Annotated in this window: 22 protein-coding genes; 18 read left to right on the top strand and 4 right to left on the bottom strand. The window is 43.3% G+C overall.

Annotation, left to right across the window (positions count from 1 at the left end; translation table 11 throughout):
* The 7 genes from BM176_RS21045 to BM176_RS21075 are packed head-to-tail and all read left to right on the top strand — an operon-like array spanning position 1 to position 6,590.
* On the top strand, positions 1-864 hold the full coding sequence (locus BM176_RS21045; protein WP_090106305.1) for a phosphoribosyltransferase family protein: 864 nt from the start codon (positions 1-3) through the stop codon (positions 862-864).
* Positions 861-1,496: a vWA domain-containing protein gene (locus BM176_RS21050; RefSeq protein WP_090106523.1), complete on the top strand. Its 636-nt coding sequence runs from the start codon at positions 861-863 to the stop codon at positions 1,494-1,496. Before BM176_RS21045 ends, BM176_RS21050 begins: the two co-directional genes overlap by 4 nt.
* Before the next feature lie 11 nt (positions 1,497-1,507).
* Entirely contained in the window at positions 1,508-1,759 is a 252-nt protein-coding gene (locus tag BM176_RS21055) for a YggT family protein (protein WP_090106306.1), read from the top strand.
* Positions 1,759-2,820 carry a TerY-C metal binding domain-containing protein gene (locus BM176_RS21060; RefSeq protein ID WP_090106307.1) on the top strand — a complete coding sequence of 354 codons (1,062 nt, stop codon included), beginning with the start codon at positions 1,759-1,761 and terminating at the stop codon, positions 2,818-2,820. Before BM176_RS21055 ends, BM176_RS21060 begins: the two co-directional genes overlap by 1 nt.
* Positions 2,820-4,214 (top strand): PP2C family serine/threonine-protein phosphatase, encoded by a 1,395-nt coding sequence (locus tag BM176_RS21065; RefSeq protein ID WP_090106308.1) that lies wholly within the window; start codon positions 2,820-2,822, stop codon positions 4,212-4,214. Before BM176_RS21060 ends, BM176_RS21065 begins: the two co-directional genes overlap by 1 nt.
* A gap of 10 nt (positions 4,215-4,224) precedes the next feature.
* Positions 4,225-5,745 (top strand): helix-hairpin-helix domain-containing protein, encoded by a 1,521-nt coding sequence (locus tag BM176_RS21070; RefSeq protein ID WP_090106309.1) that lies wholly within the window; start codon positions 4,225-4,227, stop codon positions 5,743-5,745.
* A gap of 44 nt (positions 5,746-5,789) precedes the next feature.
* On the top strand, positions 5,790-6,590 hold the full coding sequence (locus BM176_RS21075; RefSeq protein ID WP_090106310.1) for a DUF475 domain-containing protein: 801 nt from the start codon (positions 5,790-5,792) through the stop codon (positions 6,588-6,590).
* 74 nt (positions 6,591-6,664) lie between these two features.
* Here BM176_RS21075 and BM176_RS21080 read toward each other — a convergent pair whose 3' ends face one another.
* Complete coding sequence (locus tag BM176_RS21080) at positions 6,665-7,345, bottom strand: LytR/AlgR family response regulator transcription factor (protein WP_090106311.1); 681 nt, start codon at positions 7,343-7,345, stop codon at positions 6,665-6,667.
* Positions 7,342-8,460 carry a sensor histidine kinase gene (locus tag BM176_RS21085; protein WP_090106312.1) on the bottom strand — a complete coding sequence of 373 codons (1,119 nt, stop codon included), beginning with the start codon at positions 8,458-8,460 and terminating at the stop codon, positions 7,342-7,344. The genes BM176_RS21080 and BM176_RS21085 overlap by 4 nt, the downstream gene beginning before the upstream one ends.
* A 75-nt stretch (positions 8,461-8,535) precedes the next feature.
* Here BM176_RS21085 and BM176_RS21090 point away from each other — a divergent pair, with 75 nt between their 5' ends.
* Both BM176_RS21090 and bcp read left to right on the top strand, forming a co-directional pair.
* Positions 8,536-10,227 (top strand): peptidoglycan DD-metalloendopeptidase family protein, encoded by a 1,692-nt coding sequence (locus BM176_RS21090; RefSeq protein WP_090106313.1) that lies wholly within the window; start codon positions 8,536-8,538, stop codon positions 10,225-10,227.
* A gap of 10 nt (positions 10,228-10,237) precedes the next feature.
* Positions 10,238-10,699 carry a thioredoxin-dependent thiol peroxidase gene (gene bcp, locus BM176_RS21095; protein WP_090106314.1) on the top strand — a complete coding sequence of 154 codons (462 nt, stop codon included), beginning with the start codon at positions 10,238-10,240 and terminating at the stop codon, positions 10,697-10,699.
* Positions 10,700-11,148: 449 nt separating this feature from the next.
* Here the strand turns inward: bcp and BM176_RS21100 are convergent, their stop codons facing one another.
* The gene (locus tag BM176_RS21100) at positions 11,149-12,690 is read right to left on the bottom strand and encodes an SUMF1/EgtB/PvdO family nonheme iron enzyme (RefSeq protein WP_090106315.1); all 1,542 of its coding nucleotides are present in this window, start codon (positions 12,688-12,690) and stop codon (positions 11,149-11,151) included.
* A gap of 300 nt (positions 12,691-12,990) precedes the next feature.
* Between BM176_RS21100 and porU the strand changes: the two genes are divergently transcribed.
* The 7 genes from porU to BM176_RS21135 all read left to right on the top strand — a co-directional run bounded on the left by porU (position 12,991) and on the right by BM176_RS21135 (position 23,012).
* Complete coding sequence (porU, locus tag BM176_RS21105) at positions 12,991-16,395, top strand: type IX secretion system sortase PorU (protein WP_090106316.1); 3,405 nt, start codon at positions 12,991-12,993, stop codon at positions 16,393-16,395.
* A gap of 108 nt (positions 16,396-16,503) precedes the next feature.
* Positions 16,504-17,697 (top strand): type IX secretion system outer membrane channel protein PorV, encoded by a 1,194-nt coding sequence (gene porV, locus BM176_RS21110; protein WP_090106317.1) that lies wholly within the window; start codon positions 16,504-16,506, stop codon positions 17,695-17,697.
* A 143-nt stretch (positions 17,698-17,840) separates the two neighbouring features.
* On the top strand, positions 17,841-18,320 hold the full coding sequence (gene ispF / locus BM176_RS21115; RefSeq protein WP_090106318.1) for a 2-C-methyl-D-erythritol 2,4-cyclodiphosphate synthase: 480 nt from the start codon (positions 17,841-17,843) through the stop codon (positions 18,318-18,320).
* A 64-nt stretch (positions 18,321-18,384) separates the two neighbouring features.
* On the top strand, positions 18,385-18,828 hold the full coding sequence (gene dut / locus BM176_RS21120; protein ID WP_090106319.1) for a dUTP diphosphatase: 444 nt from the start codon (positions 18,385-18,387) through the stop codon (positions 18,826-18,828).
* A gap of 69 nt (positions 18,829-18,897) precedes the next feature.
* Positions 18,898-20,652 carry a tetratricopeptide repeat protein gene (locus tag BM176_RS21125; protein WP_177230476.1) on the top strand — a complete coding sequence of 585 codons (1,755 nt, stop codon included), beginning with the start codon at positions 18,898-18,900 and terminating at the stop codon, positions 20,650-20,652.
* A gap of 23 nt (positions 20,653-20,675) precedes the next feature.
* Entirely contained in the window at positions 20,676-21,509 is an 834-nt protein-coding gene (locus BM176_RS21130) for a lipoprotein insertase outer membrane protein LolB1 (RefSeq protein ID WP_090106321.1), read from the top strand.
* A 60-nt stretch (positions 21,510-21,569) separates the two neighbouring features.
* The gene (locus BM176_RS21135; RefSeq protein ID WP_090106322.1) at positions 21,570-23,012 is read left to right on the top strand and encodes a murein hydrolase activator EnvC family protein; all 1,443 of its coding nucleotides are present in this window, start codon (positions 21,570-21,572) and stop codon (positions 23,010-23,012) included.
* 54 nt (positions 23,013-23,066) lie between these two features.
* On the opposite strand, the gene bshA is transcribed toward BM176_RS21135, so the two are convergent.
* Positions 23,067-24,209, bottom strand: coding sequence for an N-acetyl-alpha-D-glucosaminyl L-malate synthase BshA (gene bshA / locus BM176_RS21140; RefSeq protein ID WP_090106323.1), 1,143 nt, complete (start codon positions 24,207-24,209; stop codon positions 23,067-23,069).
* A 210-nt stretch (positions 24,210-24,419) separates the two neighbouring features.
* On the opposite strand from bshA, the gene BM176_RS21145 reads away from it, so the two are divergent.
* Together BM176_RS21145 and BM176_RS21150 are read left to right on the top strand one after the other, a co-directional pair.
* Complete coding sequence (locus BM176_RS21145; RefSeq protein ID WP_090106324.1) at positions 24,420-25,796, top strand: M20/M25/M40 family metallo-hydrolase; 1,377 nt, start codon at positions 24,420-24,422, stop codon at positions 25,794-25,796.
* A gap of 67 nt (positions 25,797-25,863) precedes the next feature.
* Positions 25,864-26,244, top strand: coding sequence for a hypothetical protein (locus BM176_RS21150; protein ID WP_090106325.1), 381 nt, complete (start codon positions 25,864-25,866; stop codon positions 26,242-26,244).
* Positions 26,245-26,327 lie beyond the last annotated feature (83 nt).

A 26,327-nucleotide genomic window follows, 5' to 3' on the forward strand; every position in this document is an offset into this window, starting at 1 on the left:
ATGAAAGATGTATTTGCCTTACATCGCATTGTAGATGCCAACGAGTTTTCGTTCGATCCTGCTGCCTACAGTCGCTTTAAATTTGGCGACAGTACTGCTGCAGATGCTTTTGGGACGGCCCTTGCCAACGGATTTATTACAACACATGGTACCGCATTGTTGCAGTGTGAACAGCTGGTGATATTGCCAAGTCCTTACACTTCAATACCCACTGCCTCATATTTTCTGACGCTTACGTTTGCGAAAGTGTTAAACCGCTTTCTGTGTATGAATGACCGTAAACCGGCAGAATATTCAAAAATCCACCGGTACAAAACATACAGTATCGATTATGGTGCATTGGATATGCAAAGCCGGGAAGCACTTATCATTAATGATAAGTATCACCTGGACAAAGAATTTCTAGGTGATAAAACATTGATCTTTACAGATGATATCCGCATAACAGGCAGTCATGAACTGATTATCCGTAATCTGCTGGAGGGTTATAAACTGGACAACGATGCTTATTTTCTGTATTATGCTCAATTGCATAATACAAATATTCATCCCAGCATTGAAAATAAGTTGAACTACTATACAGTAAACTCCTTGCAAAGCCTGGCTGCTGTGCTGTCTATGCCATCATTCAGATTTAATACGCGGGTAGTAAAGTATATTCTGAATGCGCCGGAACAGGAGTTTAGAAACCTGATTTCACAGCAATCAACTACCTTCCTGCAGGAACTGGGCGATTTATGCATCAGTAATAACTATCACCAGATGGAAGAATACCGCTCTAATGCAACATACTTATTCAATCACCTGCAAAAGATGGTACCGTCATGGCAAATGATTCTAAAGAAAGAAATGCAATTGATATGAGAAGACTACCGGTATACCTGTTGCTGGATACATCCGGCTCTATGAGAGGGGAACGCATCGAAGCCGTGAAAAATGGTCTCCAGGTATTGGTGTCAAAACTAAGGCAGGATCCTTTTGCTCTGGAATCTGTATGGATCAGCATCATTACTTTCGACAGGGAAGTGAAACAGTTGCTGCCATTAACAGCTCTCGAAGTATTACAGCTGCCCGATATTATTCCTCCGGAATCCGGGCCTACTCATATGGGAGCAGCTCTGGAACTGCTGAGTTTAAAACTGGATACAGAAGTACACAAAGGAAGTGATACAGAGAAGGGCGACTGGCGCCCTTTATTATTCCTGATGACGGATGGTAAACCCTCTGATCTGGCAGCTTTCCGGGCGGTAGTTCCAAAAATTAAAGCACAGAACCTGGCTGGTATTATTGCCTGTGCCGCCGGCGCAGAAGCAAATGACAGCTATCTTAAAGAATTAACAGATACAGTGGTACACCTGGATACAGCAGACAGCTCTACGCTGATGGCTTTTTTCAAATGGGTATCCGCATCTATTGGTACTGGCAATAAAAGCGTAGGTACGGCAGAGAGCATTCAACTGCCTCCGCCTCCTGAAGAAGTTCATGTGATTATATAAACCAACTTATAATGTATTTTATCCTTCATCTTATTATTAATATCCTGATCATTGGTCTTTTTCTGTATTCTAAATTGCTGCCTTATAAAGATCGACTGACGGGACAATACAAACAGGTATTTAATTTTTTCAGCGGCATATTTACTCCTGTATTAAGCATCTTCAAAGGCATAAAACCATTCCAGGTAGGTACCGGACTGGCAGTAGATATGACACAGATTCTTTTACTGATCATTTTGTTAGTACTTAATTATTTCTATTGATGAGAAGACTCCCAATTTATTTCCTCATAGATGTTTCAGAATCGATGATCGGTGAGCAGATCCAATATGTAGAAGAAGGATTGGCTACCATTGTCAAAGAACTGAAATCCGATCCTTACGCGCTCGAAACCGTTTGGATCTCCATCATTGTATTTGCAGGACAAGCCAAAACACTTGTTCCGCTACAGGAGATCATCAGCTTCTATCCTCCTAAATTTCCTATAGGTGGTGGTACTTCACTGTCTAACGGATTGGGACATCTGATGTATGAGTTACGTAAAAATACGATCCATACTACGGCTACCCAAAAGGGCGATTGGAAACCGATCGTATTCCTGTTTACAGATGGGGTACCTACAGATAACAGCACTGCTGCCATTGGTGAATGGAAAAGAAACTGGCAACGGCAAACCAATATGATCGGAATCTCTTTTGGTGCGGAAACAAACCTGGGTGTATTGAATGAAATAACAGAAACAGTACTGCTGTTTAAAAATACATCAGCACATTCTTATAAAGAATTTTTCCGTTGGGTAACAGCTTCTATTAAATCAAGCAGTCTTAGTGTCAGTAATAATGGAACCGGTATTGAACTGGCTAAACTGACAGATGATACCATCCTGACAAAGATAGATCCTGATAAAATGCCACCTGTACAACAGGGGGCTGTAGATACCAACTTTGCTATCTTTTCTGCACAATGCCAACAAACGAAAAAGCCTTATCTGATTAAATATAAAAGAGATCCGCGGCCGGTAAATATCAGTGGTATTGATATGCATACCATGGGTTACCGGCTGGTAGGTGCTTTCCCTGTAGATCATACATATGCAGAAATGTCTGCAGAGGGTGTGCACCTTAACAATACGATAGGTACAGAAGAACTGGAGGGATTCCCTACCTGTCCTTGCTGTGGTAATCAGTATGGATTCAGTGTATGCGCATGTGGTAAAGTACATTGTGTAGGTAATGAAGAAATTAGTACTTGTCCCAATTGCAATACCTCTGCTAAATATGGCTTTGGTGGTGGTAATATGGATGTAGGCAGAACGCAGGGATAATGAGAAAACTGATCGAAAAACTATTAAGAGAACACCAGTTGCCTGTAAAAGAAAAACAGCAATTATTCTTTGATGGTTTTCTGGCAACAGCAGATATTCAACAGGCGGCAGAACAAATGCTGAACGCGCAAAATTTTATAGTGGAATCCTGGAAAGAAAAATCACTCACAGACGATATCGTGCAGAAGCATGTGGCGATACCTAATGCTAAGGTGAATAAACCCTATCATTTCCCATTTGATGCAGAAGCTCTGGGCCTGCATGAAATGGGCGATTATAAGTGGGAGATTCCTGAAGGACTAGGTATCACTTTTGAGAAAGAGAAAGCATTATTTACAGGCATACCACAGCAACAGGGGGAGTTTATCCTTACATTGCTGTTCAGGCTGCGCATGAGCCCTGCAGATAAACCCTTTTCCGAAAAGAAAATCAGACTGATCATCAACCCGGATCCCAAGTCATTATGGAAGGATCTGCCTTCAGATGAACAGGATCCGTATTGGCAGCCTGATAGCGAAGCAATGACGGCATCTTTTGGTGACCGTACCTTACTGATCGCTTCCAAAAGAGGCCGCAGCCATGCTCATGAAGGGAAGTTCAGGGATGATAGCTTCGCCAGTTCTTTTGATCAGGCAACAGGATGGGGGATTATTGCAGTAGCAGATGGTGCAGGCTCCGCGAAGTACAGTCGCCGGGGGGCTGTATTAGCCTGTAATGCGGTAGTGGAAAGTTTCAGTGCGTTGCTGGCGAGTGAAAAAATGATTTCCCTGGAAACGGCTATCGCTGCATATATGGAAACACAGAGTGAAGAAAGCCAGGTGAAAGTAAGCGGCCAGTTCATTGAACAATTGGGTAAAATCGCTTTCTCCGCACAGCAAAAAATCCGGCAGGAGGCTCTGAGCAAGCAGGCAGAGATAAAAGATTATGCCACTACGCTTATTTTTACATTGGTTAAAAAATACGCTTCAGGGTATGTGATCAGCTCCTTCTGGGTAGGGGATGGTGGTATCGGCATTTATAATAACACAGATGCCATTGTACTGGGAACACCGGATAGCGGCGAGTTCGCAGGACAAACAAGATTCCTGACCATGCAGGACATCTTCGCAGATAATGCCTATATAAACCGGATCCGCTTTAAAGTAGTGCCTGACTTTACCGCCCTGATCCTGATGACGGACGGGATTACAGACCCTAAGTTCCAGACAGATGCAAATTTGCGTAACGTGGCCATCTGGCAGAAACTCTGGCAGGATCTGGAAGGCAATAATGAGGATGGCTGTAAAGTGGATTTTAATGGAACTCCGGAAAAGGCGAAGGAAGAATTGTTGAATTGGCTTGATTTCTGGTCGCCCGGCAATCACGACGATCGTACCATCGCTATTTTATACTGAATATGAATACATGAACAGTAAGACTATAACAGTAAAAGCACAGGACGGGAAAACATACCAGTATACAGATGATGGAAACCCCATGCAGGGTGGAATGAAAGATGTATATTTTTCACCGGATAAATCATACGTAGTAGCTTTTTTTAGAGATAAGCAGGACTTTAATTCTAAAGAGCGGCTTAATAATATCGTTAACACTTTCCGGGAAAGGATCTTCAATCAGCCTGGAGGGGAATACTGGAAAGACCTTTTCTGCTGGCCTAATAATATTGTGGAGCATAATGGTAAAACTGGCATTATTGTGCCTGTATATCAGAAACAGTTCTTTTTTACGCAGGGATATAGTCCCGAAGCGGCACAGATTGCGTCTATTGCAGGAAAAGAAAAAGAGGGCAAATGGTTTGCTTCCCCACAGTTCAGAAGTCCGCAGTTTAAATTACACCTGGATAAAAGTGAACTGGGCGACTGGTTCAAGTATTTCCTGATCTGTGTTAAAATTGCCCGTGCCGTAAGAAGGATGCATGCTGCCGGACTGGCACATTCTGATCTTTCCTACAAGAATGTACTCATTGATCCCCGCACCGGCAGCGCCACCATTATTGATATTGACGGTCTTGTAGTGCCGGGTAAGTTCCCGCCAGACGTGATTGGCACACCGGATTTTATAGCCCCGGAGGTAATGGCAACCAAATCCCTGGCTAAGGATGATCCTGCGCGTAAACTGCCTAGTATTGCTACAGACAGGCATGCGCTGGCCGTCATGATCTATATGTATTTATTGTACCGGCATCCGCTGCGCGGTGGAAAAATCCATGATACCGATCCGCAGAAGGATGAGGAATTATCTATGGGAGCCAATGCGTTATTCATAGAACATCCGACGGATCTTTCCAACAGGCCCCGCCTGAATCAGGTAAAACCTACTCATCTGCCCTGGGCAGACGTGAATCAGATTCCATATACGGTATGTGGTCCTTATCTGAAGGAATTATTCGATAAAGCGTTTATTGCCGGGCTGCATAACCCTGCTTTACGTCCCACCGCCGATGAGTGGGAACAGGCCCTTATTAAAACGGTAGATCTGTTACAGCCCTGCCAGAACAGTCATTGTAACCAGAAATGGTTCGTGTTCGATAATACTACCAGCCCCTGCTGCCCTTTCTGCAATACCCCCTATAAAGGACAATTACCTGTGCTTAACTTGTATTGGTCAAGGAAAGAGGGTAGCTTTACACCCGAAAATCACCGGTTGATGGTTTATCATAACCAGTATTTATATCCCTGGCATGTGAACAGGAACATTTATCCGAATGAGCGGCTCACAGAAGAACAGAAGACGCCGGTAGGCTATTTTGTTTTTCATAACAACAAATGGCAGCTGGTCAATCAAACGCTTACCTCTCTGAGGGACATTACAGAAGGGAAAGATATTCCGGTGAATACTATGGTGGAATTGACAGATAATAAACAACTGTTATTTTCTAAAGAAGAGGGTGGGCGATTGGTAGTTGTACAACTTGTAACGAATTAGATTTCTTTTAAATAAACAGCAAACATTAAAAAATCTCCCAGCAAATGAACGAATTAATTCAACAGATCCTTGATAACCCGATTCCCTCTTTATTGATTGTGGGGAACCTGATCATTATTGAAAGCCTGTTGTCTGTGGATAATGCAGCAGTATTGGCTACAATGGTAATGGATTTACCCAAAGAGAAGCGCAACAAGGCATTGAAATATGGTATCATCGGTGCTTATTTTTTCCGTGGTATCTGTTTATTGTTCGCATCATTCCTGATAAAAGTGTGGTGGTTAAAGCCATTGGGCGGTTTATACCTCCTTTATCTGACCTTCGACTTTTTTAAGGGCAGAGCTGCTAAAGCCAAAGCTGCTGAAGCTGGTGGTGAAGAGGAAGCTGTAGATAAGAACAGTAACTGGCTGTATAAGGCTACTATAGGCTGGATGGGTCAGTTCTGGGCAACTGTGGCACTTGTAGAACTGATGGACCTTGCGTTTTCTATTGATAACGTTTTTGCTGCAGTAGCTTTCAGTGATAATATCCTGTTGATATGGTTAGGTGTATTCATTGGTATCCTGGCTATGCGTTTTGTAGCGCAGGGTTTTGTGAAGCTCATGGAGCGGTTTCCTTTCCTTGAAACAGCTGCCTTCCTGGTAATTGGTGTTTTAGGTATTAAACTGATGCTGTCATTATACGAGCATTTTAATCCTGAAACGGTGGCTACTAAATTCCTGGAAAGTCATGAAGCAGATTGGGCTACTTCTATCATTACGGTTTCCATCTTCCTTATTCCGTTGATAACGAGCTGGTTATTTAATTATCCCAAGAAACATAAATTAGAAGCAGAAAGCAAATAAACTTCCTGGGGCTGTATCGGAACTACGATACAGCCCTTTTTTCTGAAAGCCTGTTCCAATAAAATTCCCTCGCTTTATCCCTGCCTGAACTGTTCAAAGAAAGCAGCTTCATAACTGACCCCCACAGGGATCTCATGCCCAGCAATCAGAATCGTTTTATTACGTACCTGCTCGATACGGTTAAAGGGGACAATAAAAGATCTGTGTACCCGTATAAATGCATTGGCAGGTAGCTTCTCCAGTATTGCCTTCATTGTCATACGTACTACCAATGGGGGCTGCTGATGCAGATGTATTTTGAGATAATCATCTAATCCTTCAATAAACAGGATATCCGGAATATTCACTTTTGTAAGTCCGTAATCGATCCGGAATATGAGCGGTGGAGTAGGGGGTTGATGTTTGAACTGCTCCTGTGCTTTCTGCACAGCCTGTAAGAATCGTTCAAAAGTAAAAGGCTTCAGCAGATAATCCAGTGCGTTCAGATTAAACCCTTCTACAGCATACTCGCTATGTGCAGTTGTAAAAATAACCATTGTCTTCTGCTGTACAGACTTGTATAAGTCAGTACCCAATATTGAAGGCATATTTATATCCAGAAACAGCAGATCTACCGGCGACTTGCTGATATATTTCAATGCTTTTTCAGGTTGGTTGAAGGTTTGCTGTAACTGGATAAAATCAACACGACTGCAAAAGTTCTCAATGACTTTTAATGCCGGTAATTCATCATCTATGGCAATAGCTTGGATCATCCTATTAATTTCAGTAACAGTGAAACAGAGAAATAATGAGGATTATCGGTGATCTCCAGTGTATGCCTGCCAGGGTATAACAACTGCAGGCGTTGTTTCGTATTCTCAATACCCAGGCCTCCTCTGTCCTCAGGCATTTCCTTTACAGTCACCTTATTATTGAATGCAGTGAAATTTAGTTGATGTGCTGTGATGTCGATGGTTATCCGGATGTCAGAATCTTCTGAAGCATTGATCCCATGTTTGAATGCATTCTCAACAAAAGAGATAAGAATCAGAGGTGCAATCTGTTCCCCTGCCAGTATTCCGTTTACCTTGAAAGATAAAGGTACCGAATCCCCAAACCGGATTTTCTGTAATTCGATATAGTTTTGGAGGTATTCTATTTCTTTCGACAGCGAAACAAGATGATGCCCTGCATCGCTGATCACATAACGCATCATGCCGGACAGTTTTATTACTGCCGCCGGTGTCTGGTCCGACTTGTCAATAGCAAGGGAATAGATAGTGTTAAGGGTATTGAATAAGAAATGAGGATTGATCTGTGCTTTAAGATAAGAGAGTTCTGCATTCAGCTTTTCCTTCTCGGTTTGTTTCCAGCGGTTGCTGATCCTTAAGATCAGGGAAAAGAAGAACACTGCCAGGAAAAGAAATACCTGGTGACTAACATCCAGAAGGAGAGAATGCGAGGCATTTTCCTGCCGCTGTCCGGGAATGGGTGGAGGCGGCTTCCGGAATTCTCCCCCTGGGGGAGGTCCGTCGGGCATTGGCTCCGGCCGGTAGGCAGAGTGTTCAAGAGGCCGTCCGTCTGGAAGTTCCTGCCTCTCATTGATTATTGAATTGGGCAGAAATACGATGATAATAAAACATAAAAAAGAGATGAGGAAAAACGCGGCATATTTTCTTTTAAAGTAAAAGGTGGGGATTAGCCAGAAAAAATTAAAATAAAAAAAGGGGATTAATGCCAGGTATAGCAGGAAATCTTTCAGAGCAGGGGCATACCTCCAGAGATCGACTATGCTATTCGCATCTGGCGAAAAAACAATGGGGAGCGCAAGGAACGTAATGCACCCTGCAATGTGTATCAGTACCTGGCTTATTTTACCCTTCATCATTTGTTACAAATGTAACTGCAAAATCGGCTTCTTGTACCAGGTAAACTTTTCCTTTCTCCTTCTTACATTTGCAGCATGATGAAGCGAATATTCGGGTTATGCTGTTTATTACCTCAGCTGTTACATGCTCAATTGCCAGGAAAGAACTATCCACAGGGATATTTCCGGAATCCACTGAACATACCTATACAGCTGGCCGGTAATTTCGGGGAACTTCGCCCCAACCATTTTCATGCAGGAATAGATATTAAAACACAACAACGGGAAAACCTGCCGGTATATGCTGCCGCAGATGGTTATGTTAGTCGTATAGGTGTGTCCCATACCGGTTATGGTAATGTGTTGTATATCACACATCCCAATGGTTATACTACTGTCTACGGCCACCTGAACCGCTTTTTTCCTGCCCTGGAGCAGTATGTGAAACAGCAGGAGTATGCGCAGGAAAGCTGGGCTACAGATATGAAAATCCCTGCAAACAAGTTTCCGGTAAAGAAGGGTGATTTTGTTGCCTGGAGTGGAAATACCGGTGGTTCTGCCGGTCCGCATGTGCATTTTGAAATCAGGGGTACGCAATCTGAAAAGCCTTTGAACCCATTATTGTTTGGCTTCGATATTCCTGACAGCCGTGCTCCTGATGTATACCGTATAGCCATCTATGATATGGATAAGAGCATTTATGACCAAACCCCGGTAATCTTGCCTCTTAAAAAGGTGAATGGTGAATATGTGACCACACAGGCTGTTATACCTGTAAGAGCTTCACAGGCCGGACTGGGAATTAATGCGGTAGACCGTATGGGAACTGCTCCTAACTCTTATGGTATCTATGAAGTGGTACTGTTTGACAGGGACGTTCCTAACAGTGGCTTCCAGCTGGATAATATCGCTTTTGAAGATTCCCGTTATATCAATGCACACATAGACTATAAAGTGAAAAAAAGTGGCGGACCTTACCTGCAACTTCTATTTTCGCTGCCAGGTAATAAACTGGACATCTATAAAGATGTACAGGGAGATGGTGCGCTCGACCTCTCCGATGGAAAACCGCACCCCGTAAAACTGTTGGTAAAAGATGCTTATGGCAATTCCAGTACTGTGAAATTATCATTGAAACAAAGTGGAGAACCGTCTGCACTGCCAAAGTGTGCAAATACCATGTATGCAGAGTCCCGCAATATTTTTGAGAATAACCTGGTAGAGTTCTTCCTGGAAGAAACTTCCTTGTATGATCAGATCTGTTTCAGCTATACTGAACTGCCGGCTATCGCAAAAGCATATTCCTCTACATATCATCTGAATACTCCGGTAATACCTGTTCATACGTATTTCACCCTCCGTATAAAGGCCAACAAGCCAATACCAGCAGCATTGCAGAATAAGATGGTGATGGTCCGTCAGGGACTTGGAGAAGATGTTTCAGCCACTACATACGAGAATGGCTGGTATACAGGTAAGTTCCGTGATTTTGGAAACTTCCATCTGGAAGCAGATACAATAGCACCTAGAATTGCGATGCTGAATGCTGTGAAAAAGGGTAGTAATTTGTCAAAGGCTACAAAGCTGATCTTTTCTATCAATGATGGGAGTGGAATCAAAAGCTATCGCGCAGAGCTGGATGGCCATTGGCTGATGTTTTCACGCAAAAGTAATGTGATCACCTACACCTTTGACGAACATTGCCCCCCTGGCGCGCATAATCTTAAATTAACTGTGACAGATATTGCAGGTAACGTGAGTACGAAAACATTTAGTTTCACCAGATAATTATAACGTTATGACACATTTAAAAGAAGGAGATAAAGCACCCATTTTCAAAGGAACAGATCAGGACGGTAAATCATTATCCCTGTCAGATCTGAAAGGGAAGAAGGTGATCCTTTATTTTTATCCGAAAGATATGACACCGGGTTGTACTGCTCAGGCATGTAACCTGCGGGATAATTATGATGCTTTGCTGAAGAAAGGATACGCGGTAGTAGGTGTGAGTACAGATGGTGAAAAGAGCCACCAGAAGTTTGCAGAGAAATATGATCTTCCATTTCCTTTACTGGCAGATGATAGTAAAACAATCGTTACACAGTATGGTGTGTTTGGAGAAAAGACGATGATGGGACGTACATATGATGGCGTGTTTCGCACTACTTTCCTGATCAATGAGAATGGTGTGATCGATAAGATTATTGCAAAACCTGATACCAAGAATCACACAGAAGAGATCCTGAAGGTGTGGGCATAGTGTCTTATACTGATGAAGGAAACATAATAGTGAGTCTATGCATTGAACATACATTGGACATACATTGGACATACGTTGGACAGGCTTAGATCGCATATAGGTGCTCAAAGATTGTCCAATGTATGTTTTACGTATTGAGCAACTATAGACTCACTATCAACTTGTCCTTAATTTCCCGCGAAGACACAATTAATTTGTTCTGAAATCAATATAAGTAGATGTGCTGATGCCCCGCGATTGTTAATGATCAATAAATATACCCTATCTGCCGTGATGATTAGGTGATGTATAATAAAGATCTAATCTAAAATCTTATCCTAAAGCTAAATTAAGACACTAAACAGGCAGATGTAGTGTATTTATTGATCATTAACAATCCTCAGAAACATTCAAACATAAAAAAAGCCCCGGGTGATTCACCCGGGGCTTTTTTATTAATATGATAGAGATTATCTCTTCTGACGTTGTTTCTTGAACAGGTTACCAGTTTTGAACTTGTTACCTTCAGGACTACCCACACGGTCCATTGCACAACGGAAACCTACAGTGTTGGTTGCCATATCTTCCTGCATGTAGCGACGTGCACCTGGAGACAGCCAATAAGCGCGGTCATTCCAGCTACCACCTTTAACAACGTGTGACTTATCGTTAACCAGTGAAGTTACACCGTAACCATATTCAACCATTGAAAGGGTATCACCATCCAGGTAGTTGATAACATCACCTTTCTGGTAGTTCAAACGGTTAGCACTTTCTTCATCTGTTACATCACGCATTTTCAGATGACCCAGGCTATCCTTTTCAGGTTCGTTTTCACCGTTCATATAGGTAGTCTGGAACTTGTTACCACGGAAGTAGTTAAAGTCATCACCATCTATCGGGTTCAGCGGACGGTATACATCAAGTACCCACTCACTTACGTTACCTGACATATTGTAGATACCAAAAGTATTCGGGAAGTAAGAAACGATTGGACCAGGAATGGAAGCACGGTCATTCAGACCACCAGCCATACCCATGTTATCACCGGAACCACGTTTGAAGTTGGCCAGGAACTGTCCCTGCCATGCTCCGCGACGGATATCTCTCAGACCGCTGGTGTTAGTACCCCAGGAATAAACCTGTTTGTTCATGATCAACTCTTCACCACGTTTACCTTCTTTCTTGGAAGGACCGGGGTTCTGGCCAATGTAACCCAGTGCCGCATATTCCCATTCAGCTTCAGTTGGGAGGCGGTAGTTAGGTAACATTACACCATCTTCGAATTGAGCAGTACGGGGAGAACCATCAGCATTTTTAAACTGAGCTTTGGTGCTCTTCGACATATTACCGGGAATACCTTCGTATAAACCGGCAGTATATGACTTGGTGTCGAATGTGTTATCGTCTGCCTGATTGTTAATGTCTGTTTTGCCGAGTAGACCTTTGTCGATCAGCATCTTTTCATTTACACGGTTAGAACGCCATTTACAATAGTCTACAGCCTGTTTCCAGTTCACACCTACTACCGGATAATCATTGTAGGCAGGGTGACGGAAGTAGTATTCTACCAGTGGCTCATTGTAAGCCAGCTCGCTACGCCATACCAGGGTATCCGGTAAAGCTTTGCGGAAAACATCAGGAAAGGATTCCATGTACATTTTACGGAGCCAGTAAAGGTACTCACGGTAGTGTACGTTTGCCACCTCCGATTCATCGATGTAAAATGAGGAAACCGTAATACGTCTTGGAATGTTATTCCAGTCGGCCATTACGTCCTGTTCGGTCGCTCCCATAGCAAAGGTACCACCTTGCACGAAAACCAGACCAGGACCAGTTTGTTGGTCTTTGCTCTTGGCTACGCTGAAACCACCCATCTTAGGGTCATTATAATTCCAGCCAGTGGCGGTAGATTTGGCCTTTTTACCACCACTGCCACTTTTATTGCAGGCAGTCATCGACAAGATGACACTGGCGCCTATGAGCATCGAGACAGAGGTTAATCTATGCATGCGAATTAGCTTTAGTATTTGATGTTTATGGTAAACGCAAATGTAGGATATTTTATTTTATAGTAAAAATAATTAATCTGTAAGCGTTTGCGCGTTAATTGAACGTATTGTATTTTGAATCAATGTTTTACCCCTGAAAGATTTTGGCATTCTACATATTAAGTTAATATTACCTGTCACTTAATCTGGCTCTTTATCTTATTGGCAGACTCCCGAATAATCAAACAGTTAAACTCGTGATTGGTCGATTTCAGCTGATAAATATACTTTATATTTATTATGTTTGTTTAAATTCCCTATATGAAATTTTATTGCCTTAGCTGTTTGTTTTTGTTCTGCTGCCGGATTGTTCCGGCATTAGCAACAGACGGTGGAGGAAATAGAATTTATGCACCACATTCTGTACTGGCTTCAGGGAACTGGTATAAATTATCGGTAGCGCAACAGGGGATATATAAAATAGATCTGTCCCAACTGGCGGGGATGGGCATCAACACCTCTGCATTACAGTCTGCCGGAATCCGGTTATTCGGGTCAGGAGGGCAGATGCTTCCTGAGAGCAATGCCATTTCCCGTTACGACGATATCCCGGAAGTAGCTTTAATGGTGGAAGATGGAGGAGATGGAGTATTGAACGGAACTGATTACCTGCTTTTTTATGCCCCGGGACCACATAGCTGGTCATATCAGGGAGGTAATTATACCCATACAGCCAACCTTTACAGCGATACGGCTTACTATTACCTGAACATAGGGACTACTACAGGAAAACGTGTAAGTAAGGATGCCGGCGAACCAGCTGCTACTACTTCCGTCACCTCATTTGATTACCATTCTTTTTATGAAAATGATAGTCTTAATTTTCTAAACAGTGGTAAACAATGGTGGGGTACCCAGTTTAGTAATGTAACGCCTGTATTAAAGATTCCTTTTGTCTTACCCGTAACTCCCACTACTTTAAAAGTTGGCGCCCGTGTAGCAGGCAGAAGTCTAAGTACCAGCAGCTTTTCTGTAGAAGTGAATGGAACTGTGGCTGGCAACATGTCACTGGGAGCTATCACCGGAAATATCTTTGAAGCTTTTGCAACTGTTGCAACAGGTAATTATTCTGCTATAGCATCAGGTTCTGATATACCAGTAACACTGCGTTTCAGTTCCGGTAGCAGTGACGGAAAGGGATGGCTGGATTATATTACACTGCAGGGCCGCTGTCCCTTACAGCTCCCGGCACAGGAGCCGCTCTTTTTCAGAGATGGGAGTTCCGTTGGTACCGGGCAAACAGCACAATTCGTCCTGACTAATGCAACTGAACAAACGAAGATCTTGGATCTTACTGATCCTTTACAGCCTGTAGCCGTAAAAACCAGCCTTAACGGAAGCTCATTATCATTTTCCCGTAGCAGTGCCTCCCTGCATGAATATGTGGCCTATTCGGATAAGGGATTTTTACAGCCACATTTCAGTGGGATGGTACTAAATCAGGATCTGCACGACATTAATGGTGTGAATATGCTGATCGTTACCACGCCGGATTTAATAGCTGCAGCCGGCCGTCTGGCTGCATGGCATAGCGCGCATGATGGATTAACTATAAAGGTGGTTTCAGTGAGTGATATCTATAATGAGTTTGCATCAGGATCACCAGATCCTTCGGCTGTAAGGGATTTTGTAAAAATGTGTTACGACAAAGGGGGGCTCCGGTACTTATTGTTATTTGGAGATGCTTCTTACGACTATAAACACAGGATACCGTCCAATACCAATATGGTGCCCACCTGGCAAAGTTTTATCTCCACAGATCCTATTAATGCATATCCCTCAGATGACTTTTTCGGTTTTCTGGATGATGCAGATGATATTAACGATAACAGCAGGCAAAACCTGCTGGATGTGGGTATTGGGCGCCTTCCCGCCCAGCTGGCCTCTCAGGCAGAGGTCCTCGTAGATAAGATCATTCACTACCATGACACGGCTAATTTTGGCCGCTGGCAACAGCACATCACTTTTGTGGCAGACGATGGCGACGATAATCTGCATCTTCAGGATGCAGAAAGTATGAGCGATATTGTACAACAACAATGGCCTGCCGGGAGGATCAATAAGATTTACCTGGATGCTTTCCCCAAAATAGCTGATGCTGGAGGAAGCCGTTATCCTGCGGTAAATACGGCTATTGCAGAAGATATTTATAATGGTTCGCTAATCTGGAACTATACTGGGCATGGTAATTATTCCCGGTTGGCAGAAGAAGTAGTGGTAGATCAAAGTTCACTGGACACCTGGAAGAATAGTGGCAAACTGCCCCTTTTTATTACAGCTACCTGCGATTTTGCGCCCTTTGATAATCCTGCTTACAGCTCTCTGGGAGAACAAATCCTTTTACAGAAGAACGGGGGAGGAATTGCCTTAATGACGACCACCCGTGCCGTATTTGCGGCATCGAATAAGGTTCTGAATGCCAATTACCTGCAGCTTTTGCTTACTCCCGGTGCCGGCGGGCAGATGCCTACCCTGGGGGAAGCAACCATGTTATCCAAAAACCTGACCTACGCCACCTATAGTGATATACCCAATAACCGGAAGTTCCAATTGCTGGGAGATCCGGCGCTCACTCTGGCATTTCCCCGGTATCATGTGGTGACTGATTCTGTGAATGGTGCCCCCTCCGGGAGCGTTCCTGACACGTTGAAGGCGCTGGCACAATATACTATTACAGGGCATCTTGAAGATGAACAGGGTACGCCCCTGGATACATATAATGGCACTTTATACACGACGGTATATGATGCCCCGGCATTGCAATATACAAGGGCCAATGATGCTGGAAGTGATAAAACAGGATTCTACCAGCAGCAGAATATATTGTACCGTGGTCCGCAAACCATAAAAACAGGTAAATTTACCTGTACATTTATAGTTCCTGCAGATATCAATTACCAGGCGGGTGAGCCCGGTAATATCAGCTATTATGCTACAAACGGGGTTACTCCTGCCGGAGGCGTATTTTCTGGTTTCAGAGTAGGAGGTACCGCAATTAATGCCCCTGCAGATGATCAGGGACCCGCTATAAAGGCATACCTTGACAATGAATTTTTCCGGGATGGAGGTATTACTGGGGAAAACCCCGTACTGTTCTTACATTTGCAGGACGAACATGGCATTAATACTACCGGTTACGGGATTGGACACGATCTTGTAGCTACCCTTGATAACGATCCGGATAAGTATTATATTCTGAATAACTTTTTTGAGACAGGAATAGACAGCTACCAGGAAGGAACGGTGAAGTTTCCATTTTATTCATTATCCGCGGGAACGCATACACTTTCAATAAAGGCCTGGGATACCTATAATAATTCAGGTACTGCCACCCTTCATTTTAAAGTAATAAAAGGAGATGAAATGGTGATCCGGGATGTTAGCTGCTACCCTAACCCCTTTCATAATCAGACAAATTTCACTTTTGAGCACAATCAACAGGGTCGGGAACTGGATCTGACGATTAGCATTTATACAATAGAAGGGCGTCGGGTAAAAACGATCCGTCATACAATAAATGTTTCAGGGAGCCGTTATGTAGGGGCTAACTGGGATGGATCTAATGATGCTGGTTCAATAGTACCACCCGGAATCTATATTTATAGCATAATGGTAAGAGCGAACGGAAAAACAGAGAGCTTATGTGGAAAAGTAATTTTATTATAACCTATGAATCAAAAGAAAAAATTAGATTCGCACGTCCCTTATCAGGCCCCAGATCTTGAACATATTAAAATTCGAACTATTTTTACAACTCGTTCTAAATACAACTGCATGTACAATTGCATGATCCGAAAGGTAACTGTAAACCTTGTTATTATTTGTTCTCTCGTTACCGGTTTTTCTGCTGTAGCACAGGATACCCTGGGAACTGGCAATCTTGATGGCCGAACCAACACTATTAATACCGCTGTACCCTTTCTGCGTATCTCTCCTGATGCCAGGGCTGGTGCAATGGGAGATGCGGGAGTAGCCACTTCTCCGGATGCCAACTCTATTTACTGGAATCTGGCTAAGGTATCTTTCGCAAAAACCCGTTCTGCGGTATCCGTTACCTATACTCCCTGGCTGAAAGAGCTGGTAAATGATGTATTCCTGGCCACAATAGCGGGTTACTACCAGATGGATGAATTACAAACCGTATCTGGCTCATTACGCTATTTCTCCTTAGGTACCATCAACTTTACCGATGTTACAGGAACTCCTACATACGACTATCATCCACGTGAGTTTGCACTGGATGCCGGTTATGCACGTAAATTATCAGATAATTTCTCTATTGCATTGGCGGGCCGTTATATTTACTCCAACCTTGCCAGCGGAGATATCAATGGTCGTGTAATAAAACCAGGTAAAGCCTTTGCTGCAGATGTGTCCTTTTTCTATACAAAAGATTACGAAAAGTCTGATGGAACCTTCAATACCTGGAATGTAGGTCTTGCACTGACCAACATGGGTACTAAGATTTCCTACACTTCTTCCGCCGCTAATAAAGATTTTATCCCTACTAACTTCGGTTTAGGTACTGCCTACACCTGGAGTCTGGATCCTACCAATAAGGTAATGCTGACTGCAGACGTGAATAAACTGATGGTACCTACACCTGATGCGGAAGGTAAATACCGCGAAAAAGGAACTTTACAGGGTATGTTCTCCTCTTTTGGTGATGCTCCGGGCGGTTTTAAAGAAGAATTACAGGAATTTACGGTTTCTGCTGGTGGTGAATATACCTACAATGATATGTTTGCTGTGCGCCTCGGTTACTTCTATGAGGACAAAAACAAAGGCAACCGTAAATATGTTACCGCAGGTATGGGGGTTAAGTACAATATGTTTGGACTGAACTTTTCTTACCTCGTACCTTCAGGAAACGGGATTCAGCGTAACCCACTATCCAATACACTCCGGTTTACCCTTGTATTTGATCTGGGTGCTCAGGAAGAGGGTGATGAAGGCAGAACATGGTAATGTAACCTGACCTTTAAATAGTTAATATTATTTTAAAATATATAAATCCTCCGGATAATTCCGGAGGATTTTTAATTTGCGGGTAATTTGATCGTCTTATCTTCAATTTTGATAGATTATATTTTATCGTTTATACTTCAATTATGAGCAAACTGCGTATCGGGTTGGGAGTGGATTTCCATCAGTTGGTAGAAGGTCGGGATTTTTGGCTGGGTGGTGTATTGGTACCACATCATAAAGGAGCACTGGGTCACAGTGATGCAGATGTACTGCTCCACGCCATCTGTGATGCTATGCTGGGTGCTGCCAGTCTCGGAGATATAGGAGTACATTTTCCAGATACGGATAATACTTACAAAAACATAGACAGCAAGATTTTGTTACAACGGACTATGGAACTGGTAGCCGCTAAAGGATACCAGGTGGTGAATATTGACAGCACCCTTTGCCTGCAGGCGCCTAAAATAAAACCTTATGTGCCACAGATGCAGGAAACGATCGCCCGTATACTGAATATTCCGGTTGAGGATGTTTCTATTAAGGCTACTACTACAGAACAACTGGGCTTTGTGGGCCGGGAAGAGGGGGTGGTTGCGTACGCGAACGTACTGCTGGAAAAATAAAAGGAACAAAAGTGCAGGATATCCCTGCTCGTCCACTATTAACTAATTAGAATATCTTTGTCCAATGGCAGCTATTTCAGTAAAAATCATTAACAAATCCGCTAATCCGCTGCCGGCTTATGCCACGGCAGATGCGGCCGGAATGGACCTCCGGGCCAGCCTGGAAACAGCTATTTCGCTGCAACCACTTGAACGGGTACTGGTACCAACAGGTTTATATATAGAATTACCCTCAGGGTATGAAGCACAGATCAGACCCCGTAGCGGACTGGCTATCAAGCAGGGACTTACCCTGTTAAATACGCCGGGCACTATTGATGCGGATTATAGGGGAGAGATCAAAATTATTATGGTCAATTTGTCTAACGAACCCCAGGCCATTGCGCCGGGAGAAAGGATCGCCCAGATGATCATTGCTCCGTTTGTACAGGCTCACCTGGAAACAGTAGAGCTGCTAACAGATACAGCACGTGGCGCCGGCGGTTTTGGACACACAGGAAAATCTTAAATAATGGAACAGAGAACTGAAGAAAGGGAGCGAATATGCAGATACAATACTATGTCATACTTAAGTTGCGTGATACGTGTATCCGTGCCTCTGCTGCTCTTTTCTATTCTCTTTTCAACCGCCTGCCGTACACCCAAATCTGCAACAACATCTGTACGGACACATATTATTGGAGATCCGGCATTCATTGATCAACGGGCAGACAGCTTGTTTTTTGCAGCTGAACGCTCCAAAATCCTGGGGGATTACCGCACAGCTATCACCCAGTTCTCAGATTACCTGCGTCTTAAAAAGAACAATCCAACAGCTTATTACGAGTTATCCCGTCTCTTTGTGGAAGTGCACAATCCCGGATATGCGCTGGGGTTTGCCCGCAGGGCTGCAATTATGGACACCACGAATAAATGGTTCCAGATCACACTGGCAGATGCATTTGGCGTAAACAGCATGTACGATAGTGCTGCCAATGTGTATGACCACCTTGCCCGCCAGTATCCAGATAGCGACGAATACCTCTACAATAAAGGAATGTTTCTGGCCAAAGCAGAAAAAAATACCGCTGCTCTGGAGGTGTTTGACAAGCTGGAACAGAAAACAGGCATCGTAGAAGAACTTGCCTTCCAGAAGCAACGATTATTGCTGAAACTGGACCGGGTAGACGATGCTGCCGCGGAAATACAGAAACTAATTAACCAGAACCCCGGTGAAACAAGGTTTTACCTGGTGCTTGGAGATATTTATAATGCCAATGACCGCAAGGAGGAAGCAATAGCCATCTATCATACGGCGCTGGCACTGGATTCCACCAATCCAAGAGCATTGATAGCACTGGCCGGTTATGCTAAGAAAGAGGGAGATCATGCAGGATACTGGGCATACCTTACCCGTGCTTTTGCCAACCCGGATTACAGCATAGATGAAAAAGTAGCCTATGTTTATCCTTACCTGCAAATGCAGGAAATAGATAGTTCCAAATTGAAGGAGGGACTGGAACTGGCACAACTTGTAATTCAGGCACATCCTGAGGAAGCCAAAGCGTACGCTTTACAGGCAGATATGTATTCCCAGTCAGGACAGCTTGATAGCGCGCTGGTTGATTACAATAAAGCCGTGACACTGGATTCCACGCGTTTTTCCGTGTGGTACCAGTTGATGTGGATTTATTCACGCAGGGAAGATCCTAATAACTTATTGAGAGTGAGCACAATAGTTTCCACTAAGTTCCCGAAGGAATTTATGGGCCACTATTTTAAGGGCGTGGCTGACTTTTTGCTACAAAATTATCCGGCTGCTATAGACGCACTGAATAATGCTTTGCAGATAAACAATGCAGAAAAAGGAATGAAAGCAGATGTATATTCCCTGTTAGGAGATGCTTATCATGCTACGGGACAGCATACATTGTCCGACAGTAGTTATGACCGGGCGCTTTTAATAACACCGAATGATGCATCTGTACTGAACAATTATAGTTACTATCTCTCTTTACGCGGTGAACAGCTGGATAAAGCAGAGAGTATGTCACACCGTTCTCTGGAACTGGAACCTGCAAGTACCAATTATATGGATACTTACGCCTGGGTACTATTCCGTCTGGGAAAGTATGAGCAGGCAAAACAATGGATGGAAAAGGCATTGCAGTCTAAAGATGCTTTGCAGAATCCAAACATGCTGGAACATTACGGAGATATTCTCTTTAACCTGCATGAAGTGGATAAAGCAATGGAATATTGGCGGCTGGCCAAAGAAAAAGGAGCAACTTCTGTGGGACTGGCTCGTAAAATAGCAGAAAAAAGGTACATCCTTGCTACAGAACGAGAATAACAGAAGGTATTGAATTAAAGATCATGATGAAGCAAACATTAGCACTAATAACACTGGGTATCATCAGCACTGGAATGTTTTCATGTCGGCATGCACGTCAGATAGCAAGATCACCTTTTCCTGTAGCTGATACTTCACAGCACAGTAACAACAGTTTGGACAGCGCTGCCGTGGCAGAGGCTGTAGCTTACAATAAGAATATGTTATCCAGCATTCGTAGTAATATTATTTCTTTTAGCACCTTTTCTGCTAAGCTGAAAGTTGATTTTGAAAGTGAATCAAAACAAATGGCAGGCATCAATGCGGTGATCCGCATGCAGAAAGACAGTGTTATCTGGATCTCTGCATCTCTTCCCGTGATAGGAGAAGTGGCGCGTGCTATTATTACACCGGATAGTCTTAAGGCAATCGATAAGTTTCATAAAAAACAATATCTCCGCGCTATAAAAGACGCGAATGATGTACTGAATATTCCTTTCGATTTTAAAACATTACAGGATCTTATTGTAGGAAATCCTGTATACCTCACAGATTCAATTTACCAGGTGATAAAAACACCTTCCGTCATATCTTTTAGCTGCGACAGCACTCTCTTTACAAGTTTATTTAATGTTTTTGCAGATGATTATGTGTTGCAGCAAAGCAAAGTGATGGATAAGGACAGTGCTCGTAAACGTTCCTGCGAACTGACATATGGAGAGTACAAATCTGAGAACGGACATAAGTTTGCTACACGGCGTCGCATCTTCGTGGAAGAAAAAAGTTTTACCAAGGTAAATATGGATTTTAATAAGGTGGATTTTGACCAGCCGGTTAGTTTCCCCTTCACGATACCATCTGGTTATTCCAAAGAATAGTACCCCTCTGTTGAACACAAATTTGTAAATTGCTGTTTTGCAGTTATCTTTAAAACTATCATGCTTAATTTGAAGAAGTTTTTCCCATTTATAATAGTACTGGGTTTATTACCTGCCCTGCTGAATGCACAGGCGACGCAACCTTCGCGGGAAGAACTGGAGCACAGGAAAAGAGAGCTGCAAAAGGAGATTGATGAAGCAAATGAAGCACTCAAGGTAACCAAGAAGTCTACCCGCGAAAGCCTTGGTCAGCTCAGGGCGCTGCGCGATAAAATTACTTTACGTACACGCCTGATCAATAATATTAACGAAGAAATCAATTTTATAAACGGGGATATTAATTCTGCCTACCGCGATATAAAAACGCTGGAAAAAGATCTGGATACCCTAAAGTCGCAATATGCCCAGCTTGTAGTATACGCCTACAAGAATCGCAGCACTTACGACATGCTGAACTTTATCTTCTCATCGCAAACATTCAATGATGCTATCAAACGATATCAGTATCTGAAGCAATACCGCGATTACCGGCGGAGGCAGGCAGAAAATATTCTGCAAACACAGGTGTTGCTGAATCAGAAGATAGAGAACTTGAAAACTCAGAAAGACAAACGGGCAGGAACGTTAAAAACAGAGCAGGAACAACGTAATATCCTGGAAACAGATAAAAAGGAAAAAGATGAGGTGTTAACACAGCTCAAAGGACGAGAGAAGGAATTGGTAGCAGATATTAATAAGAATAAGAAAGATGCACAGAAAGTGCAGATAGCTATACAGGTAGTAATCCGTCGTGAAATAGAGGCAGCCCGTAAACAGGCCGAAGAGGAAGCAGCAGCAAAACGGAAAGCATTGGAAGAAAAGAGAAAACGTGAACGTGAACGGGAAGAGGCTGCCCGTAAGGCAGCAGCAGCTGCAGCGGCGGCCGCAAAAAACAATACAAATGATGCCATAGCAGACAAACCGGCTGAAGTACCAGCTAAACCAACTCCTGCTCCTACACCTCCGCCACCGCCACCACCTGCTGAAGTTGAAAAGCCGACGCGTACGGAGAATGTTCTGGAAGCTACTCCTGAAGCACTGGCATTATCAGAAAGTTTTGAGGCTAACCGTGGAAAACTACCCTGGCCTGTTTCCTCCGGTAATATTATTGGTCACTTTGGCAGACAGCAACATGCTGTAATGGAAAGGATCACGGTAGAGAATGATGGTATTATTATTGGCACCGGAAAAGGTGCAGCGGTAAGGGCTATCTTCCAGGGAGAAGTAAGGAAAGTAGTGATCATACCGGGCGGTGGAGCATTGGTTATTATCCGTCATGGTCAGTATTTTACCAACTATGTACGTTTGCAGACTGTGAGTGTTAAAACAGGTGATAAAGTAAATACCGGACAGGTGATAGGAACGGCAGGTGTTAATGAACTGGAAAACCAGGGAGAGGTAGAATTGCAGATCTATAAAGGAATTTCCAAACAGAACCCGGAAAGTTGGATAAGAAGAAAATAAATGTAATTGTATAAATGAAAAAAGCGCCATCAGGCGCTTTTTTCATTTATACAATTACATCACTAATGCTTTATTGATGACCTCCTCATACAGTGCTTCATAGAGGGGGATGATATTACTGATATGAAAACGCTGCGCCTGTTCAAGCGCCCCTTGTCTGAGAGTAGCCATCAGCTTCTCATCTTTTAACAACTGGATTGCATGTTTAGCCATATCGTTTACATCTCCCACATTGCTTAAATAACCGGTTTGGCCGTGGATGTTCACTTCTGGCAAACCACCGGCATTGGAGGATATTACGGGTACCTGCGCTGCCATAGCTTCCAGCGCTGCCAGTCCAAAACTCTCATACTCAGAAGGCAGGATAAACAGATCTGAAACAGACATTACATCTTCCAGTTGTTCCTGCTTCCCTACAAAACGGATATCGCCACAGAGATTCATTTCACGGCACATGCTTTCAATTACCGGCCTGTCTGGTCCATCTCCCACCAGCAATAACTTAGCGGGCATTACTTCACGCACCTTACGGAAAATCTTCACTACATCCGGCACTCTTTTCACTTTACGGAAGTTGGATACATGAAGCAGGATCTTTTCTCCATTGGGAGCAATGGCATTGCGGAAGTTTTGTAACTCAGGTTCTCTTCGTTTAAAACGCTCCACATCCACGAAGTTATAGATCACCTCAATATCCTTTTCTATCGGGAATGACTTATAGGTTTCTTCCCGCAGATTATTGGATACTGCGGTAATAGCATCTGATTCATTAATAGAAAAAGTAACTACCGGTGCATAGGTCTTATCTTTCCCCACCAGTGTAATATCGGTACCATGCAGAGTTGTGATGAATGGTACAATTCTTCCCTGTTTGCCTACGATCTGTTTGGCGAGGTAAGCAGTAGATGCATGCGGGATAGCATAATGCACATGCAGCAGATCCAGCTGATGGTTCATGATCACATCTACCATTGTACTGCTCAGAGCCGATTCATATGGAGGGAAATCAAAAAGAGGGTAGGTAGGTACCTGTACCTCATGGTAATATATGTTGGCATGGAAGGCATTCAGACGCACAGGTTGCTGATATGTAATAAAATGTACCATATGCCCCTTATCTGCGAGAGCTTTGCCCAGCTCAGTTGCCAGCACGCCGCTACCCCCATAAGTAGGATAACATACTATTCCTATACGCATATTTTTTTATTTGATGCTTAACGCTTTGTGCGGTACACTGTGTGCATAACGCTATTTACTCAATTACAGACTACAAAATTATAACATTTTGCCATGATAAACCTGTTAAACATGATTAACGGTGTGTGACGGAATTTCCTCCATCCATCCTTGCATATTTGAAATAACAGCAGTAATTATTTAGCTTTAAATCTTAAATAGCCTGTGTTTATGAGAAGATTCCTACTGCCGGTTTTACTTGTATGTTCTATTACGGCAAGTGCACAACAATTAGAGAATGATTCATTAAAGTTACGTCAGCTGGCAACAGAAGTGCTTACTCACAGTAAAGCATATGAGCAGCTAAGAGTATTAACCAAACAGGTGGGCGGTCGCCTGGCGGGGTCTCCGCAAATGGCGAAAGCAGAACAATGGGGGGTAAAGGCATTAAAAGAGTCCGGTGCAGACACTGTATACCTGCAAGCCTGCCAGGTACCTCACTGGGTACGTGGTGCAAAAGAAGAAGTGCGGATTATTTCCCGCCGTCGTGATTTCATCCCGCCTTTGCAGGTACTGGCCCTGGGTAATTCTGTGGGTAGCGTTCCTGCTGGTATAACGGCTCCCGTATTGGAAGTTTCTTCGTTTGAAGAACTGGAAGCAAAAAAAGATCAGGTGAAGGGGAAGATCGTATTTTATAACTACCCTTTTAACCCTGCGTTTATTCACACGTTCGATTCTTACGGAGATGCAGTAAGATACCGTGGACGCGGAGCCAGTCGTGCAGCTAAATATGGTGCAGTAGCTATCATGATAAGATCTATGACTCATGGTGCCAACAATTTCCCGCACACAGGAGCAATGGCGTACAACGACTCTTTCCCGAAAATCCCTGCAGTAGCATTAGGTCTGGAAGATGCTGATCTGCTGAGCAACCGTTTGAAAGACGAATCAGATCTGAAAATATACTTGCGCACCAGTTGCCGCATGTTACCAGATACGATAGGACATAATGTGATAGCAGAAATAAAGGGTACTGAACATCCGGAACAGATCATTACAGTAGGTGGTCATCTGGATTCCTGGGATGTGAATGAAGGTGCACATGATGATGGTACCGGTTGTGTACAGTCTATCGAAATATTAAGAGCGTTCAAAGCATTGGGGATCCGTCCTAAACATACATTACGCATCGTACTATTTGCCAATGAAGAAAACGGTTCCCGTGGTGGTAAGAAGTATGCAGAGGTGGCGAAAGCAGCTAATGAGCAACATATTTTTGCGCTGGAAAGTGATGCCGGCGGGTTCACTCCACGTGGTTTTTCTTTTACTATGCCACAGGAAAAGAGAGAAAAGATTAAGTCATGGGCTCCATTGTTCCTCCCATATGATGTATACGATTTTAGTTCCGAAGGTGGTGGTGTAGATGTAGGTGAACTGCATGAAGCAACAGGAGTCGCTATGGGAGAATTATTGCCGGATTCTCAGCGGTATTTTGATCTGCATCATGCTGTAAATGATGTGTTTTCAGCTGTAAATAAAAGAGAACTGGAATTGGGTGCGTTCAGCATGGCTGCATTGATTTATCTTGTGGACAAATACGGACTGTAGTATTTCTTACTGGAGGCCGGCCTTTTAGTCGCTCTCCAGTATAGAGCTCTTAAAACCTTATAATATTATGCGCAGATTTCTACTGTTTCTTGTTCTGGGTATCGTTGTGATACTGGCCTGCTTTGTAGGTTATAAATATTACTTTGTATTTGGCCGGGGCGTGAAGGCTGGGGAGTTGAATTATTTTGTACAGAAAGGATACATCTTTAAAACATATGAAGGTCGTTTGATCCAGACAGGATACCGTTCCAAACAACCAGGAGCATTACAGTCAAATGAATTCCAGTTTTCAGTAGCAGATGAACGTATTGCACAGCAACTGATGACTGCCAGTGGTAAACTGGTGGAACTGCATTACAAAGAATACCTGGGAGCTATTCCCTGGAGAGGATACAGCAATTTTATAGTAGATAGCGTGATTTCAATGAAGGATCCTAACTACAATTAACTGTCATATCTCTACTGGGAATCATAATATAAAAGCGCCTGTATCGGACTTCTGATACAGGCGCTTTTATATTATGATATTGA

Source organism: Chitinophaga sp. CF118, from assembly GCF_900112615.1.
GTDB lineage: Bacteria > Bacteroidota > Bacteroidia > Chitinophagales > Chitinophagaceae > Chitinophaga.